Consider the following 16,290-nt stretch of genomic DNA (forward strand, 5'->3'; position numbering starts at 1 on the left):
CGGAATCGTAAATACAATTCCGGCGGCAATTTTTTTATTTAGCCTGCGGCTTCCTTGCCGGCCGCAGGTTTTCTTCTTTCCATCAGCCGGTCCATGTCCGAGGATATCTTCCGGTCGGTGACCTGAGCGTAGACCTGCGTGCTGTCGATATTCGTATGGCCCATTATCCTGGCGATGCTCTCTATCGGAATGCCCGCGGTCAGTGTCAGGGTTCCGAACGAATGCCGGGCCATGTGGTAGGACAGGTTCTCTTTCATGCCTAATGCCACGCCCATTCCATGTACCTCGTACCAGAGGACATCGCGGACCGGCAGCGGGAATACCGGCCTGTCGTCATCCGTGGTGTTGTAAAGATCCAGTATCTGTCCGGCTATGGGATGCAGCGGGATGAACGCCTCCACGTCCGTTTTGGCGCGGCGGATGCGGATATACCTTCTTCCTTCCGAGGTCGTTCCGATGTGACGGGGATGGAGAGCCCTCGTATCCGCGTAGGCCAGACCGGTCAGCGAGGAGAAGATGAACGTCCTGCGCGCCAGCTCCATCATCGGGTCGGGCAGCGGGGTTTCCATCATCCGCTTCAGTTCACTGCGGCTGATATGCCTTAGTTTAGGTGCTTCTTTCCTCTCGTATGCCACGTCCTCTATCGGGTTGGCACGCAATACTTCCCGGTCCACGGCGATGTAGATGAGCCGGTTGAGCCAGCACAGGCAGTGGTTCACGTGTCCGTTCCTGTGTCCCAGCTCCTTCTTGAGAAAGACCTTGAACGATTCGGCGAACTCTTCGGTGATGTCCGAAAAGGCGATGTCCTTCATCCCGCGGGATTCGATGAACTGCCTGAGGTTAAGCTGCGTGGTCTTCGACTGGCGGTAGGTGGAGGTGGAATTGATCTCCTTGGAGCGGACCCTGAGCCGTTCGCGTTCCACCTCTCCGGCCTGCAGGAGGTATTCCGGCACGGAATTGGCACCGGATACGGTGGTCTTGAGCTGCTCGGCCGTGACCACTCCCTGGTTCCTCAGCAGGTTCCCATACGCCTCTTCCAGCCGGCTTCGGAAGGCGGCAAGGCGGTTGTTCTCCCTGGCTGTTTTGATTTCACACTTCTTGCTGTCCCAGTCTCCGGGTTTGCAATAGATGCCTGTCGTGACTGCCGATTTCTTTCCGTCGATGCTGATCCGGCAGAGGACGGCGGTCGTGCCGTCCGATTTTACCTTGTTACGGTTGATGTAGAATAAAAGCTTGAATGTACTGCGCATGATAATGATTGTTTAGGGATTAAAGGATAAGTTTCAAATCGCGGGTTGCCTCGACGAACCTGTCCATGTCCTCGAACAGTCGCTTCGGAGTTACACGGGCATATATCTGGGTGGTCTTTATGTTGGAGTGTCCCAGCATTTTGCTGATGGTCTCGATCGGCACTCCCTCCTCGAGCGTGACCAATGAGGCGAAAGAATGCCTTCCCATGTGGTAGACAAGGTCCTGGCTCAGCCCCGCCATCAGGCGCAGGGATTTCATGTTGGCCCTGAGCGTATGGTAGTCCTGCGGCGGGAAGAGGGTGATGCGGGTATCGTCACGATACTTCCCGATCAACGCGAGTGCTTCCGGCAGCAACTTGACGCGTCCGAGGTAGTCGGTCTTCTTCCGCCGGTATTTCAGCCAGAGGCTGCCCTCGTCATCCTGGAAGAGGTTCTCCCGGGTGATGCTTACCGCATCGGCATAGGCGGTGCCGGTGTAACAGGCGAAGAGGAAGAGGTCCCGGGTGATGACATGTGACCTGCGTTTTTCCGGTATCTCCAGATCGCGTAGCTTCTCGAAATTCTCCCGGCTGAGTGCTTTCGGTGTTGTCTCCTTCTGCTTGGGCAGCTTGAAGTGGCAGAAATGGTATTTCTCCGAGTGCCCCTCCTTGTAGGCGATGCGGCAGATCTTTTTCAGGATGGACAGGTAATGGCGCACCGTCTCCATTGCCAGTTTCTTCTTTTCCAGGCAGAAGTCCTGATAGTCACGGATGAACTGCTCGTTGAGCTGTCCGAAGGCGAGGTCCGAGACCTTGAATTCCGTTTTGATGAATTCGGCAAGGGTGCGCCGGGTGTACACGTAGGTCGACATTGTCGTCGGTGCACGGTCCACGCCGACACGGGCCTTCATCTCCTCATTGTGCCGGTCGAGAAGTTTGAGCAGGGTCATCTGCATGCCCGCGTTACCCTGGAACATGTCCCTGACCGCGGCGGCATCGAAATCCTTTTTCCTTTCCATGAGGGAATTGAAGGCCGAGTGTACGGCAAGCAGCAGCCTCTCTATTTTTTCATTGGTCTCCACCGCTTCCCGGCTCTTGCCATTCAATCGGCTCTCACGCGCGTTCCATAGCCCGGGGGTACAGGAGAGCTTGCAGCTGAACTGCGCCATCGTGCGGTTGAGGGTGATCCGTCCCATGATCGGGGCCTTGCCGGTCTTGTCCGGCTCGCTCTTTTTCAGGTAGAGCAGCACCTTGAATTTTTCCACTTTCATAACGCTCTTTTTTAGGTTGTAAAAATACTCCTTTGAAAAGCGTCCTTTGGCATGCAAAACATTGATAAACAGTGAATACAAATCTGCTTTGTTCCTATCGGTAAAAATTCGGTTACCTGCCGTTGTTTTCGAAACAGGCGGCTAACAGTCTGGTAACTGAAACGTCGCAATATTTTGTTTTCTTTTGCAGGTCTGTCTGTTCTGCAAATCTTGCAAAATGCTTAATTATAAACGTTTTACGTTTAATTATCGTCATTCTGTTTTTTATTGCATTTCTAAATATTACTTACGTGGGCCGCCATACCTGGGCTACAACTGCTTATTATTGCGAAATTCATCCGGGAATCATATCCGAAGCTATGGGGCATTCTTCTATCACTGTTACCGAGACTTACCTAAAACCTTTCAGGAATAAAAAAATTGACGAGGCGAATAAACGTGTGATAGATTATGTAAAATGCTTTGTGCCGGGATTAATATGCTGAATTATAACCTGTTACTTCGTAGGTAACGGGAACACCTTTGTTCCAGCTCTCTGAGAGCCATCTAAACGAAAAACCAGATAAAATGACATTGAAACATATTTACCCCTGTTCTCTAAAGAGAGCAGAGGGGAGGAAAATCTTTGTTATGTATTGAAAGGTAACAAAAGTACTGATACAAAGAAATCCATAGTTTTATTGTGCTATTTTCTTTTTTTTAGTAGTTTATCAGAAAAAATATCATTTTTGTTTGCTTGTTTTCCAAAATATCTCCATATTTGCACCGCTATTAAGCTCCGTTACCTATGAAGTAACGGGATAAATTCATTATTGTCAAATGAATAGTTAGGAGGTTATATGAAAATGAATGAGGCAAGGTAGGAGGCTTTCAATTAGACAACTAGAGACTATATTTTATTTTTTTAATTTATAAATTAAAAGTTTTTTATTATGAACAAAAAGTTTTTAAGTGTAGCCCTGTTTGGAGCACTGTTGGCGGTTTCATCAGGTACATTTACGTCTTGTAAAGACTATGATGATGACATCAATAGCCTGAACGATCGTGTAGATGCAGTAGAAAAATCTTTGTCCGAATTGAAAACACAATTCGGTTCATTGGCTTACGTAAAGGCTGTATCTATCACTAACGGCAAATTGGTGGTAACAGATCAGAATGGAAAAGATGTTACTTTTGACATTCCTGTTACAGAGAATACGAACACTACGTATACTCTTGGTGTTAAACAAGAGGGAAACAAAGTAACTGTAACTTTAACTCCAAGTGAAGGTAAGGCACAGGAATTTAGTTTCGAGATTACAGACAATGACACTAAATTTGACGCAACTCGGCTCTGGAAAGATGCTGACGGAAAAGTTTATTATGGCCCGAATGGTGACTTGGAGAACAGTAAAGAAACAGGTGTTGTTGTTCCTAATTATGAACAACATGACAAAACGACTGTTTCAATCGGAAAGATTATTGAAAACGAAGCAACTCTAGGATGGATCATTCAGGTAGACAAACAAGAACCTGTAAAACTGCTTATTCAGGATGTATTGCCTATCACTGGTTTTGCTTGGATTCCAGAAGATTATTATAATGGTATCGAGGCTGTTTCATTCGGCTCTTACGAATATAACGTAATACAGAAAACTGCTGCAAATGTAGCTGATACTACTTATACAGCAAACGGTGATGCTACTTTGTCTTCATTTCCTGGAGTAGCAAAATTCCATATAAATCCGTCTTCGGCTACATTGGCTCAGATTAAGAATGGAGCTGAAGGAGCTACTGTATTGTATAAGGGTGCTACTAATCACACTACAAGAAGTGCTAAAATAGATCCTGAAGCAACAATTGCAATTGCTGATGGAATATTGACTGCTAGCATTACTGCTGATCTGAATGAAGCTGAAACTGCTGCTGATAAGCTGGATATGTTGGCTTTGCAGATGACTACTACTACTGGTAATAAGTTTACTACTAATTATTTTGCTGTTTATAACGAAAAGAAAACTGTAAGCTTTACTTTGGTTGATAAATGTAATATTACCAACAATACAGTTGATAGCAAAAATGTATTGGCTACTTCATGGAATGCTGTAACCGGTCAGGTTGCGAAGATTGATGCTGATAACATTGCTGATGCAAGTAATGCACACTTGGTTCAGGCTTTGGAATATGAAGAAGCTATAAAGGGAGTGGATTTGAATACATTGGTAAATGTGGTGATGACTAAAGATGGAAAGGCTGAAAAAATTGATTTAGCTACTAACAAACTTTCTATCGAATATCTTTTGTGTAAGTATACCGTAAACGGAACAGAGCAGATGAATTATGCGAAATTGGATAAATCTGTGCTGACTGCCGTTAATTATGGCGACATTAATATGTCTTGTATAGGTAAGACTCCGATAGTGAAGGCTATCGTAAAAGATGCTAATAATGGTGATGCCGTTGTTGCCGTTGCTTATATCAAGCTATTATATGTGGGTGATAAATGGGAAGTTTCTGACAACTTTGTTGCTGAGCCTTCTAAGACTCTTGAAATCGATTGGAATTGCTTCGATGATCCGGATTTGGATTACACATCTACTGTAGAATATATGAGTACAAAGGTATATCCGATGGTAGGTTCTAAACTCGGTTTGGACGCATTGTCTAAAGAAGAGTTTGCTAATATCTATACATTTGTTGATGATCAGGTTAATATTCCTGACGAAGATTTGACGAGCAGATACTTCACTTCAATTACAGAAAAAGCAGGTGCAGAGGATAACGCTGATAACCGTCAGATTGTATTTAATGTAGATGAAGAGGCTATTAAGAATATCCAAAAGGACGGTACTTACACATTCTATGGAGTATACAAGAAAAATGATGCTGCGTCTGAAGCTGCATCTAAATATCGCCAGTATCCTGAATTTGTAGCTATTCCTTATGTGGTGAAAGTGAAGAACTATCCTACTGTGGCAAACGGCCGTATCAAGGATATTAAGAACTTCCGTATAGAACAGGCTTGGGAAAATGGTTATGCAATCTGTAAAGGTAGCAAGGAAACAGTTAAGGGTGCTGCTTTGTATCTAGATTTGAAAGAAGCTGTCGATTTGGATAAGTTTAAAGCTGATTATGCCGGTTACGAATTGGAAATCGTTGATCCTACAGCTCCGCTTGTTCCTGTAGCTGAATTAGGTAGTGAATGGTATACAGGTGGTAATAGTAACTGGATTGTTCTGACTAAACAATTGGTTGACGGAGCTGAAGAAATCGTTCCTGTAAATGTATATGCTATACTTTGCAATACCCATAGAATCTTGGCAGGTACTGTTAATGTGAAGTTCATCAATCCAGCTAGGCTTGCTATGAGCAAAACTACTATTAATGTAAAAGACGGTCTGAAAGCTTATAATACACAAGATTTGAAATCATACATTACTATTACTTCTTCTAAGGATGGTTCTGTATTGTATGACGGTTCTAAGATTCCAGCTTTGACAGAAATTGGTAAGAGAATTCTTGGAGAAAATCCTGCAATCACTTTAACTAAGGGTGCAGTTAATCCAACCCAATGGGGTAGCAAGTTTACACTGAATGATGATGGTACAGTAACATGGAACCTTGAAGGCCAGAATACTTTGGCTAAAGGCCAGAACGCTACTTGTGAAGTTACTTTCGCAATCGAATATGGTAAGGTTGTTCCTGCTGACTTGAAAATAAATGGTGTTACTGCATCTACTCCTGCTCTTGGTGGTGGTAAACTTACAGGTAAGTTCACTATCAAGGCATGGAATGCAGACGAATTCCCCGGTGAATAATTATCGTTATTCTATAATACGGAGAGAGCGCGTCTCAAACGCGCTCTCTTCTTATTCATTTCTAATGATTGTGATATGAAAAAGATTTTATTAGCTTTTTTAGTTGTTTTGTGTTGCAGTACGATTGTGACTGCTCAGAATCCGGAACAACGTATTAAAGAGCCTGGAAAAGTGATTTTTCATCCTCACTGGTTTATACAAGCACAAGTTGGAGCTGCTCATACTGTAGGCGAAGCAAAATTTACTGATCTTATTTCTCCTGCAGCTGCATTCAATGTAGGCTATAAGTTTGCTCCTGCATTCGGTGCACGTGTCGGTGTGAGTGGATGGCAAGCTAAAGGTGGTTGGGTGAATCCGGAACAAAGCTATCAATATAAATATCTGCAAGGAAATGTTGATATCATGGCTGATCTCAGTACTTTGTTTTGTGGCTTCAATCCGAAACGAGTGTTTAATGGTTATATCTTTGCCGGAGCAGGACTTAATCGTGGCTTTAACAACGACGAAGCGAATGCGTTGGATACAAGAACGTATAAACTGGAATATCTTTGGCAAGAAGGAAAGTTCCTTGCGACCGGTCGTTTTGGACTAGGTTGTGACCTTCGCCTAAATGATCGTTTGGCTATTAGTATAGAGGCAAATGCAAATCTGTTATCAGATAAATTCAACTCGAAGAAAGCAGGAAACTGTGATTGGCAAATCAATGCTTTAGTTGGTTTGAGCATTAAGCTTGGTAAAAGTTATACAAAGACAGCTCCGGTATATTATGAACCAGATCCTGTAGTAGAAGTACAACCGAAGCCAGCTCCTGTAGTGAAGCAAGAACCACAACAACAGAAAGCAGTGATTGAGCCGATGAAACAAAATATCTTCTTTGCCCTAAATTCTACGCGTATCCAAAATGACCAGCAAGCAAAAATTGCTTCTTTGGTTGAATATCTGAAAAAATATCCTACCGCAAAAGTGACGGTTACAGGCTACGCTGATGTAAATACAGGGAATGCTAAAATTAATTCCAGACTTTCTGAAGCTCGCGCTAAAAATGTGGCGGAAGCATTGAGAGCTAAAGGAATTGCTGCGGATAGAATTACTGTTGATTTTAAAGGTGATACAGTACAACCTTATAGTACACCGGAAGAAAATCGTGTTAGTATTTGTGTTGCAAAATAATATTTACCCCACTTTATTATATCCTATATATGTGAAGAAAAAACAAGGTATAGAGAAAAATGTACTATGCTTGGGAAAGTGTGGCTTTTAATAAACTCTATTCCTATGGAGGATGCCTTTCAATATATTCCCCAATATGTTCCCCATTGGCATCCTCTTTTTTTATAACAAAAGGCGGCTCGATCTGTTCGAGCCGCCTTTTCTGTTATTTGATTTCGATTTCTTCCTTCATATCGATTTCCTCCCTATGTGTATCATAGAACACATATTGAAGAAAAGCAAGTTTTTGATTAGGAATGATCTTGATACCGAATCCGTACTTCATTTGCCATTTACGTTTCAGAGACACAAGTCCCTGATTGATGTAAGCGGCCACATACGGATGGACGTGTAGCGAGAATTTCTTCACCTTCAGTTTATTGACCAGATAATCAATTTTACTCTCGAGAGTGTCCGTAAAGAGGATGGACGACTTGATGGTACCTTTTCCAAAGCAAGTAGGACAAGTTTCGGACGTGTTTACGTCCATGGCTGGACGCACACGTTGGCGCGTAATCTGCATCAGTCCGAATTTGCTGAGAGGCAGAATGTTATGGCGTGCCCTGTCTTTTTGCATGTTGGCACACATACGTTCGTAAAGCTTCTGACGGTTTTCGGCTTCATTCATGTCGATGAAGTCTACGACAATGATACCACCCATATCTCTCAATCGCAGTTGGCGAGCCAGTTCGTCAGCGGCTCCCAAGTTTACTTCGAGTGCGTTACCTTCCTGCCCGTTGGCATTCTTGGTGCGGTTACCGCTGTTCACGTCTACTACGTGAAGCGCCTCAGTGTGCTCAATAATCAGGTAGGCACCACTCTTGTAAGAGATTGTTTTACCAAACGACGATTTAATTTGTTTGGTGATACCGAAATTGTCGTAAATGGGAAGTTGTCCTTTGTACAGTTTCACGATGTTGGCACGATCTGGTGCGATCAACGTAACGTAGTCTTTGATTTCATTGTACACAGCCTCGTCATTGACGTATATATTCTCAAAAGAAGGATTGAAGAGGTCGCGTAGCAAACCTACAGCGCGGCTTGTCTCTTCATAAATCAACGTCGGATACTTGGTGGCTTTCTGCACTTTGGTCATTGCATCTTCCCAATGTTTGACTAAGACTCTAAGCTCTCCGTCGAGTTCGGCTACACGTTTGCCCTCGGCTACCGTTCGCACAATGACACCGAAGTTTTTCGGTTTGATGCTCATCAACAGTTGTTTCAGGCGGGCGCGTTCTTCGCTCGATTTAATTTTTTGGGAAACAGATACCTTATCGTTGAAGGGAATCAGTACCAAATAGCGTCCGGCAAAAGAAATTTCGGACGTTAATCGGGGACCCTTGGTCGAAATAGGCTCTTTAACGATTTGCACCACTACTTCTTGTCCGACCTTTAATGTATTGGCTACAGTGCCATCCTTGTCAAGGTCAGGAAGCATGGTTGCTTTGCTGATGGAGTTCAGCTTCTTTCTGTCGCTTAGAGTTTGCTTTACAAACTTTTCGAGTGAGTTAAATTGAGGTCCTAAGTCTAAATAATGAAGGAAAGCGTCTTTCTCGTAACCGACGTCCACAAAGCATGCATTCAGTCCGGGCATCAATTTCTTGATACGTCCCAAATACATATTACCCACAGAGAAAGAAATGTTGGTTCCTTCACTTTGAAGCTCCACCAGACTCTTATCTTCGAGAAGGGCGATGGAGACCTCTTTGGGTTGTACGTCTACTACTAGTTCACTTGTCACAGTTTCCTTTCCTTAAGTTATATTAGTTGAATCTCAATACAATGAACAACATTTTTTACATTTTGTTCATTAAGGTCAGCTACTTAAACAAAGAACAAACTTGAAAGATATAAGCTTCGCAAGTTTGTTCTTTATTCTGTTCTGACTCAGACTTAAAAATTATTTTTTGCTTTTATGTCTGTTCTTTCTTAGTCTTTTTTTACGCTTGTGCGTAGACATTTTATGTCTTTTTTTCTTTTTTCCGCTAGGCATAGCTTCACAATTTTATTGGTTAATACTCTTGTTTATTATTTCTTCACTGAGATTGTAAATGTCTTAGCTGGTTTGAACGCCGGAATGTTGTGTTCCGGAATGATGATAGTAGTGTTTTTTGAAATATTGCGAGCTGTCTTTTGTGCTCTTTTCTTCACTACGAAGCTGCCAAATCCGCGAAGATATACATTTTCATCTTTTGACAAAGAATCTTTCACAGCATCCATGAATGCTTCCACTGTTGCCAGGACTGTAACCTTGTCAATTCCGGTTTTCTTTGTAATCTCGTTTACAATATCTGCTTTAGTCATTTTTTTAAAAAAAATATTATTACTCTGTTATTGCTAATTTTTTGGACTGCAAATATATAGCTTTTTAGTCTCCTAAAAAAATATATTCTGCACATTTTTCTAAAAAAGTGAAGGCATTAAGTTTTCTTAGAGTCAAAAGAGTTACTTTTGTGTGTCTTTTTTTGAATAGCATATACAAGATAATTGTTAGACGAATCCTTTTGTGTGAAATGAATGAATTTACAAGAACGATCATAGAATGGTATAATGAGTATAAACGAGATTTGCCTTGGAGAGAATCATCGGACCCTTATTTGATATGGATTTCCGAGATTATTCTTCAGCAGACACGTGTGGCGCAGGGATATGATTACTACCTCCGTTTTATCGGACGTTTTCCCAATGTGCAGACGTTGGCAGACGCTGACGAAGATGAAGTGATGAAGTATTGGCAGGGGCTGGGATATTACTCTCGTGCCCGTAATCTCCATGCTGCCGCCAAGAGTATGAAGGGTGTTTTTCCGGCAACGTATCAGGAGGTGTTATCATTGAAAGGAGTGGGGGAGTATACAGCTGCGGCTATTTGTTCTTTCGCTTATGGAATGCCTTATGCAGTGGTAGATGGTAATGTATACCGGGTTCTTTCGCGTTACTTTGGGATAGATACGCCAATTGATTCGACGGAAGGGAAAAAGCTTTTTGCTGCTTTGGCGAATGAGATGCTGGATAAGAAACATCCGGCATTATATAATCAGGGAATTATGGATTTCGGTGCGATACAGTGTACTCCGCAGTCGCCCAACTGTTTGTGTTGTCCGTTGGCGGAAAGTTGTTCGGCTTTGGCTACGGGACGTGTGGCATTACTTCCGGTCAAGCAGCATAAAACGAAAACGGTCAATCGCTATTTTAATTATATTTATGTACGTGCGGGCGCGCATACATATATAAATAAACGTACGGCGGATGATATCTGGAAGAATCTGTTTGAATTTCCTTTGATTGAAACTCCTGTTTCTGTGACTGAAGAAGAATTTCTGTCTTTGCCGGAGTTTCAGTCATTAATCGCCAAGGGAGAGAAGACAGTGGTGCGTTCTGTTTGCAGGGATGTGAAGCATGTCTTGTCTCATCGGGTAATTTATGCTAATTTCTATGAGGTAACGTTGCCTGAAGATTCGGCTTCTTTCACTAATTATCAGAAAATAAAAACGGACGAACTGGGGCGGTATGCAGTTTCTAAGCTAGTACATGCTTTTATTGAGAAGTATATCGGTTTGAAATAAAAGTAACAACAATTCTTGCATTCTATTGTTATTCTGTTTAATTTTGGCAGCAGATTTAATTTTTTGAATCATAAAACCCGAAACATATATGTCAGTAAATAAAGTCATATTATTAGGTAATGTAGGACAAGATCCTAAAGTGAAATACTTTGATACGGGATCGGCTGTGGCTACATTCCCTTTGGCTACAACAGATCGTGCTTATACGTTGGCAAATGGAACTCAGGTTCCCGAAAGAACAGAATGGCATAATATCGTAGCTTCAAACCGTTTAGCTGAAATTGTGGATAAATATGTGCATAAAGGTGATAAGTTATACCTGGAAGGGAAGATAAGAACTCGTTCTTATAGTGACCAGTCAGGAGCGATGCGTTATATCACCGAGATTTATGTAGATAATATGGAAATGCTGACCCCTAAAGGTGCAAACCCGGGTCTGGGAGCTTCTGCCGGACAACAAGCTGCTCCGGTGCAATCTAATCCTGTGCAACAGGCACAATCTTCGCAGACACAATCCGCACAAGGTGGTTCGGCAGACGATTTACCGTTCTAAATACTGTGATAATGTGCCGATAAGTTGCATAAACCCATAGGCACATTATTTTTTGTTTAATTAAAATATAAATTCTTTGGACTCAGATGGTTATTTAAGCCAATTGGCTGACATTTTTAACGGTATTACCGTACAAACTCCTTCTATTTCTGCTATTATAGCCATAGTGCTGGCGGGTATTCTTCTGCTTGCTTCCGGCTTTGCTTCGGCTTCCGAAATAGCTTTTTTCTCTCTTGGTCCTTCAGATCTGAATGATATTGAAGAACGCAATCATCCTTCCGACAATAAGATCAGTGCACTTTTGAGTGATTCGGAACGTTTGTTAGCAACGATTTTGATTACGAACAACTTTGTGAACGTAACGATAATTATGCTCTGCAACTTTTTTTTCATGAATGTGTTTTATTTCCATTCTCCTTTGGCTGAGTTTCTGATATTGACTGTCGTTCTTACGTTCCTGCTATTGTTGTTTGGTGAAATTATGCCGAAGATTTATTCGGCACAGAAAACGTTGGCTTTCTGTCGTTTCTCTGCACCGGGTATTTATTTCCTTGAAAAAGTATTTCGTCCGATCGCTTCTGTCCTGGTGCATTCTACCGCTTTTCTGAACAAACATTTTGCTAAGAAGAATCATAATATTTCTGTCGATGAACTTTCTCATGCTCTGGAACTTACGGATAAGACCGAAATTTCGGAAGAAAACAATATTTTGGAAGGGATTATACGTTTTGGAGGTGAGACTGTAAAAGAGGTGATGACATCGCGTCTGGATATGGTCGATTTGGATATTCGTACACCTTTTAAGGAGGTGATGCAATGTATCATTGAGAATGCTTATTCGCGTATTCCTGTTTATTCCGGTTCAAGGGATAATATCAAGGGAGTACTCTATATAAAAGACCTTCTGCCACATGTTAATAAGGGAGATAATTTCCGTTGGCAGTCGTTGATTCGTCCGGCTTATTTTGTTCCTGAAACGAAGATGATCGATGATCTTTTGCGTGATTTTCAGGCTAATAAGATTCATATTGCTATTGTTGTTGATGAGTTTGGGGGGACTTCCGGGTTGGTGACGATGGAAGATATTATTGAGGAAATTGTTGGTGAGATCCACGATGAATATGATGACGAAGAGCGTACATATGTGAAGTTGAATGATCATACTTGGGTGTTTGAGGCAAAGACTCAGCTGACAGACTTCTATAAAATTGCAGAAGTAGACGAGGATGAATTTGAGAAGGTAGTAGGGGATGCGGATACATTGGCTGGTATGTTACTTGAAATTAAGGGAGAGTTTCCTGCACTGCATGAAAAAGTAACGTATCATCATTACGAGTTTGAAGTGTTGGAAATGGATAGTCGGCGTATCTTGAAAGTCAAATTCACGATCAATCCGGTAGAGGATAAGAAGTCGAAAGAGTAAGATGGCTTTATTTCTGCAACTTAAAGAACATTCCTGTCAGTGGGCGGTCTGGAAGATGGACGAAAACATAACGGAATTATTGAATCTTTTGCCTGTTTCGTTGAAAGTGGAATACGAAAAAGAGATTCAACGGTTTACGTCTGAGCATCGGAGACAGGAATGGCTATCGGTTCGTGTTTTGTTATTTACCCTCTTGGGAGAGAAGAAAGAAATCGGGTATGAAGACAGTGGCAAACCTTATTTGGTAGACGGTTCCTTTTATATTAGTATTTCTCATACCAAAGGGTATGTAGCAGTCATCCTGAGTTCGGAAGTGCCAGTGGGAATTGATATTGAACAGTATGGAAAACGTATTCACAAAGTCATCGATCGTTTTATACGTCCGGATGAACAGGTTGGTTCTTATCAAGGGGATATTACGTGGGGATTATTATTACATTGGTCAGCGAAGGAAACAGTTTTTAAATACATGAAAGATCCCGATGCTGACTTACGGAAACTCTGTTTATCTCCTTTTGTCCTCCAGAAGGAAGGACAGTTTCAGCTTCGGGAATATGTCACAGGACAGAAGCAACTGTTTGATGTGGGTTATCGCATTAATCCCGATTTTGTATTAACTTGGGTAGCCGGTTGATTGGGGCGTTTCTATCTTTTATACAGATTTCTGCATGCTGCTATAGTTACGGTTGAGAAAATGAAAAAGCCAGAGTCTCTTTTTGGCAAACTCTGGTTTATCTTGTGTTATATATTTTTCTAGAATGCTTTGAAACCTGCTACTTCGGTAGACACTTCACCAATTACTCCTGCATTTTTTAGAATTGCACTTTGTACTTTTACAAAATGAATACTTTCCAATTGCACCGGATCACCGTTCGAATCAACGGCATTGTCTAGATCGAATTGGTTGTAACGGTAATTTCCATATTCGTCTTTAGCAATATCTTTTCCCCAATTATCAGCATACCCTTCTTCGAAATCTTTGTTATGCCATTCTCCTTCAACTTCTTCAGTACGTGGTTCAAGCTTACTTCCGGTTAATGTATATGAACTACTTTTGATCCAATTGGGATAACACATTTGTTTATGGAATTGAGGAAGGTATTTGATCGTACCTGATTCTCCTTGATTATCTTCCCAAGGAATATCTCCTATTTCATCAGGTCTGTAATATGTTACTGAATAGTCGCGAGTCGTTTCATCGCTTCCATTCAATTCATACCAAACGTCGTCTGCTTTTCCGTTACCGTTATCATCTCTTGATACCCATACGATCCCCGGTTCGGAACTGTCGGGAAATGGGTTACCAATGATTGCAAAGTCATATCCTTTCCGGTTCTTAATTTCTTTGGGCATTTTTACTGTTATATATCCTCCAAATGCTCCTAAAGAAACAAATCTTTTCTTTTTGAAGCACTCTTCTGCATAAGTATTTGCTTCTTCCATAGTTTGGCAATTGAATCCGTCGTTGATAAACTGTCCAGGTGCAGGGCAATACTCCAATACTTTTAATTCTCCGTCGTTGTTTGGAAGAGATTCGTCATGATCGTTTCCACATGAAGAGAATATAGTAGCTATGATAGCTAAAACATACCATTGTTTTTTCATAATTTATATCTGTTTAATTATTGAATATTATGTAAGATGGAGCATTCGATAGAAATCTCCGATCGTTGGAACCTGCTGTAATGACAAGCACTGTAGCCAGGCATAGAAACGATTTAAATAGTTTTTTAAAGTTCATATTTTATTTATAAAAAAAATGCTTGTAAATACAATCCATAATACATTTTTCATAAAAGTGTCCGGGCGAAATCCCTTCGACCGGACACGCATAATAAACTTGGCAGAGTTTATCTTTACTACATACTTTCTCTGAATCAGAGTGGTGAATGAAATGATAGACGAATGGTCCGGTTCATTAGATTCAACGCTTTTTCCTCGAAAGCAGTGAAATAGGTTACATGGCAGGTCTTCTGACTTATTCCTGTTGTGAACGCCTTCCCGGAAAACTTATCCAGTGGCTCATGAGTTCGGTTGCTCACAACATAATATATGGAACTTACAGCAGCGGGACTGTCCAGGATTTACACCTGATTCCCTTTTAATCGTTTCCCTCGTATGAGAGTTGCGAACCAATGTAGGACAAAGATAGGTAGTTTCTTTTTCTTATGCAAGAAAGAAAAGAAGGGAATTTAAATAATCTGATTATCCGTTCTTTTTAATGCTGGGATAAGTAACGGATAATCAGATTGTTTTTTATGAATGGAGGGTTAAATATTCTTCAATAGCTTGTGCAGTAGCATCTTTCAGTAATACGGTTTTCTCTTTGTCAATGAGGTAAAGAGTGGGGATTGCTTTTAAATCGTAGATTTCCTCTTCTTTGATGGTGAATTTTTTATCATAAGCATTGATCCATTCTTTAGGAAATTCACTCAGATGTTTTTTCCATTCATCAAGTTCCTCATCTGGATAAATAGAAAGTAATATCAGTTTCTTTTCTTTCAGAAGTTTGTTGATGATAGGAGCATTCTTTAGTTGCCCGATCATTTCAGAACATGCGTGGCAACCAGGGTTGTTGATGAACAATAAGATGTAATCGGCATTAAGCTTATAGAGATTACTTTGGGTACCGGAAGCCAACGTGTATGTAAAATCAAATGCTTTTGTCCCAATACGGTTTTTGAGAGCCAGTTCCAAACGTGCTTTTGGACGTATCTTTTCTGTTTCATTCAGTATGGGTGAGGCGATCATTGCTTCAAGCACAGGAATATAAAATTCTTCGTTGCGTAACGGAGAATTAGGATCATACAAATATTTGTCGGCTAATTCTGTAATATAAGAGAATACTTTTTTATTTGCGTTCGTCTGTTCAATGGTCTTTCGGATAGCTTCATGAGCAGTTGTTAAAGGTACATGATTGAGGATATCGCAATAATCAGCCCATGCTTGTTCCGTGATGTCAGGGTGATGGATATAATTTGTATCGGCAAAATTTACGTTATCCCAATAATGTCTTACCAGAAAGTCTGCACGTTGCTCCGGATCTGTCATCATTTGTGGGATGGAGGGTAAAGTGAAGGCTTTAATGGTATCTTGTGGTATTTCATTCTTGTTTTGACTGGAAGCGTTCCCATTTTTGCAGGAAGTGCAAAGAAGAAAGAAACAAAGAATGGAAAGAAAGTTTATATTCAATTTCATAACTTACTGTTTTTACGTTGAACTTTACATCATATACGTTGAGACAAA

12 protein-coding genes and 1 riboswitch are annotated in these 16,290 nt (G+C 41.4%); of the genes, 6 read left to right on the forward strand and 6 right to left on the reverse strand.

Features of this window, described 5'->3' with window-relative positions:
- Positions 1 to 38: 38 nt before the first annotated feature.
- Together CZ225_RS08180 and CZ225_RS08185 are read right to left on the reverse strand one after the other, a co-directional pair.
- On the reverse strand, positions 39 to 1,250 hold the full coding sequence (locus tag CZ225_RS08180) for a site-specific integrase (protein ID WP_077153719.1): 1,212 nt from the start codon (positions 1,248 to 1,250) through the stop codon (positions 39 to 41).
- A 19-nt stretch (positions 1,251 to 1,269) separates the two neighbouring features.
- Positions 1,270 to 2,499, reverse strand: coding sequence for a site-specific integrase (locus CZ225_RS08185; RefSeq protein WP_008670537.1), 1,230 nt, complete (start codon positions 2,497 to 2,499; stop codon positions 1,270 to 1,272).
- A gap of 932 nt (positions 2,500 to 3,431) precedes the next feature.
- Here CZ225_RS08185 and CZ225_RS08195 point away from each other — a divergent pair.
- Both CZ225_RS08195 and CZ225_RS08200 read left to right on the forward strand, forming a co-directional pair.
- Positions 3,432 to 6,296, forward strand: coding sequence for a hypothetical protein (locus CZ225_RS08195; protein WP_077153720.1), 2,865 nt, complete (start codon positions 3,432 to 3,434; stop codon positions 6,294 to 6,296).
- A gap of 75 nt (positions 6,297 to 6,371) precedes the next feature.
- Entirely contained in the window at positions 6,372 to 7,466 is a 1,095-nt protein-coding gene (locus CZ225_RS08200; protein ID WP_077153721.1) for an OmpA family protein, read from the forward strand.
- Positions 7,467 to 7,671: 205 nt separating this feature from the next.
- Here the strand turns inward: CZ225_RS08200 and CZ225_RS08205 are convergent, their stop codons facing one another.
- Together CZ225_RS08205 and CZ225_RS08210 are read right to left on the reverse strand one after the other, a co-directional pair.
- Positions 7,672 to 9,246 carry an Rne/Rng family ribonuclease gene (locus CZ225_RS08205; protein ID WP_077153722.1) on the reverse strand — a complete coding sequence of 525 codons (1,575 nt, stop codon included), beginning with the start codon at positions 9,244 to 9,246 and terminating at the stop codon, positions 7,672 to 7,674.
- 287 nt (positions 9,247 to 9,533) lie between these two features.
- The gene (locus CZ225_RS08210) at positions 9,534 to 9,809 is read right to left on the reverse strand and encodes an HU family DNA-binding protein (protein WP_077153723.1); all 276 of its coding nucleotides are present in this window, start codon (positions 9,807 to 9,809) and stop codon (positions 9,534 to 9,536) included.
- A 209-nt stretch (positions 9,810 to 10,018) separates the two neighbouring features.
- Here CZ225_RS08210 and mutY point away from each other — a divergent pair, with 209 nt between their 5' ends.
- The 4 genes from mutY (at position 10,019) to CZ225_RS08230 (ending at position 13,678) form a co-directional block, all read left to right on the forward strand.
- Positions 10,019 to 11,068, forward strand: a complete 1,050-nt coding sequence (gene mutY, locus CZ225_RS08215; RefSeq protein ID WP_077153724.1) for an A/G-specific adenine glycosylase — start codon at positions 10,019 to 10,021, stop codon at positions 11,066 to 11,068.
- 88 nt (positions 11,069 to 11,156) lie between these two features.
- Complete coding sequence (locus tag CZ225_RS08220) at positions 11,157 to 11,621, forward strand: single-stranded DNA-binding protein (protein ID WP_077153725.1); 465 nt, start codon at positions 11,157 to 11,159, stop codon at positions 11,619 to 11,621.
- A 76-nt stretch (positions 11,622 to 11,697) separates the two neighbouring features.
- Complete coding sequence (locus CZ225_RS08225) at positions 11,698 to 13,044, forward strand: gliding motility-associated protein GldE (RefSeq protein WP_077153726.1); 1,347 nt, start codon at positions 11,698 to 11,700, stop codon at positions 13,042 to 13,044.
- A gap of 1 nt (position 13,045) precedes the next feature.
- A complete protein-coding gene (locus CZ225_RS08230) occupies positions 13,046 to 13,678 on the forward strand; it encodes a 4'-phosphopantetheinyl transferase family protein (protein ID WP_077153727.1) in 633 nt (210 codons plus the stop codon).
- 119 nt (positions 13,679 to 13,797) lie between these two features.
- Here CZ225_RS08230 and CZ225_RS08235 read toward each other — a convergent pair whose 3' ends face one another.
- Both CZ225_RS08235 and CZ225_RS08240 read right to left on the reverse strand, forming a co-directional pair.
- On the reverse strand, positions 13,798 to 14,649 hold the full coding sequence (locus CZ225_RS08235) for a cell surface protein (protein WP_077153728.1): 852 nt from the start codon (positions 14,647 to 14,649) through the stop codon (positions 13,798 to 13,800).
- Between the two features lie 341 nt (positions 14,650 to 14,990).
- Positions 14,991 to 15,197, reverse strand: a riboswitch (cobalamin riboswitch).
- Positions 15,198 to 15,300: 103 nt separating this feature from the next.
- Positions 15,301 to 16,242, reverse strand: a complete 942-nt coding sequence (locus CZ225_RS08240; protein WP_077153729.1) for a DUF5106 domain-containing protein — start codon at positions 16,240 to 16,242, stop codon at positions 15,301 to 15,303.
- Positions 16,243 to 16,290 lie beyond the last annotated feature (48 nt).

This window comes from Bacteroides bouchesdurhonensis, from assembly GCF_900155865.1.
Taxonomy (GTDB): domain Bacteria; phylum Bacteroidota; class Bacteroidia; order Bacteroidales; family Bacteroidaceae; genus Bacteroides; species Bacteroides bouchesdurhonensis.

Excerpts from the sequence above, each read along its gene's own strand:
- CZ225_RS08180 (WP_077153719.1), bottom strand. The coding sequence starts at position 1,250 with ATGCGCAGTACATTCAAGCTTTTATTCTACATCAACCGTAACAAGGTA.
- CZ225_RS08185 (WP_008670537.1), bottom strand. The coding sequence starts at position 2,499 with ATGAAAGTGGAAAAATTCAAGGTGCTGCTCTACCTGAAAAAGAGCGAG.
- CZ225_RS08195 (WP_077153720.1), top strand. The coding sequence starts at position 3,432 with ATGAACAAAAAGTTTTTAAGTGTAGCCCTGTTTGGAGCACTGTTGGCG.
- CZ225_RS08200 (WP_077153721.1), top strand. The coding sequence starts at position 6,372 with ATGAAAAAGATTTTATTAGCTTTTTTAGTTGTTTTGTGTTGCAGTACG.
- CZ225_RS08210 (WP_077153723.1), bottom strand. The coding sequence starts at position 9,809 with ATGACTAAAGCAGATATTGTAAACGAGATTACAAAGAAAACCGGAATT.
- mutY (WP_077153724.1), top strand. The coding sequence starts at position 10,019 with ATGAATGAATTTACAAGAACGATCATAGAATGGTATAATGAGTATAAA.
- CZ225_RS08220 (WP_077153725.1), top strand. The coding sequence starts at position 11,157 with ATGTCAGTAAATAAAGTCATATTATTAGGTAATGTAGGACAAGATCCT.
- CZ225_RS08230 (WP_077153727.1), top strand. The coding sequence starts at position 13,046 with ATGGCTTTATTTCTGCAACTTAAAGAACATTCCTGTCAGTGGGCGGTC.
- CZ225_RS08235 (WP_077153728.1), bottom strand. The coding sequence starts at position 14,649 with ATGAAAAAACAATGGTATGTTTTAGCTATCATAGCTACTATATTCTCT.
- CZ225_RS08240 (WP_077153729.1), bottom strand. The coding sequence starts at position 16,242 with ATGAAATTGAATATAAACTTTCTTTCCATTCTTTGTTTCTTTCTTCTT.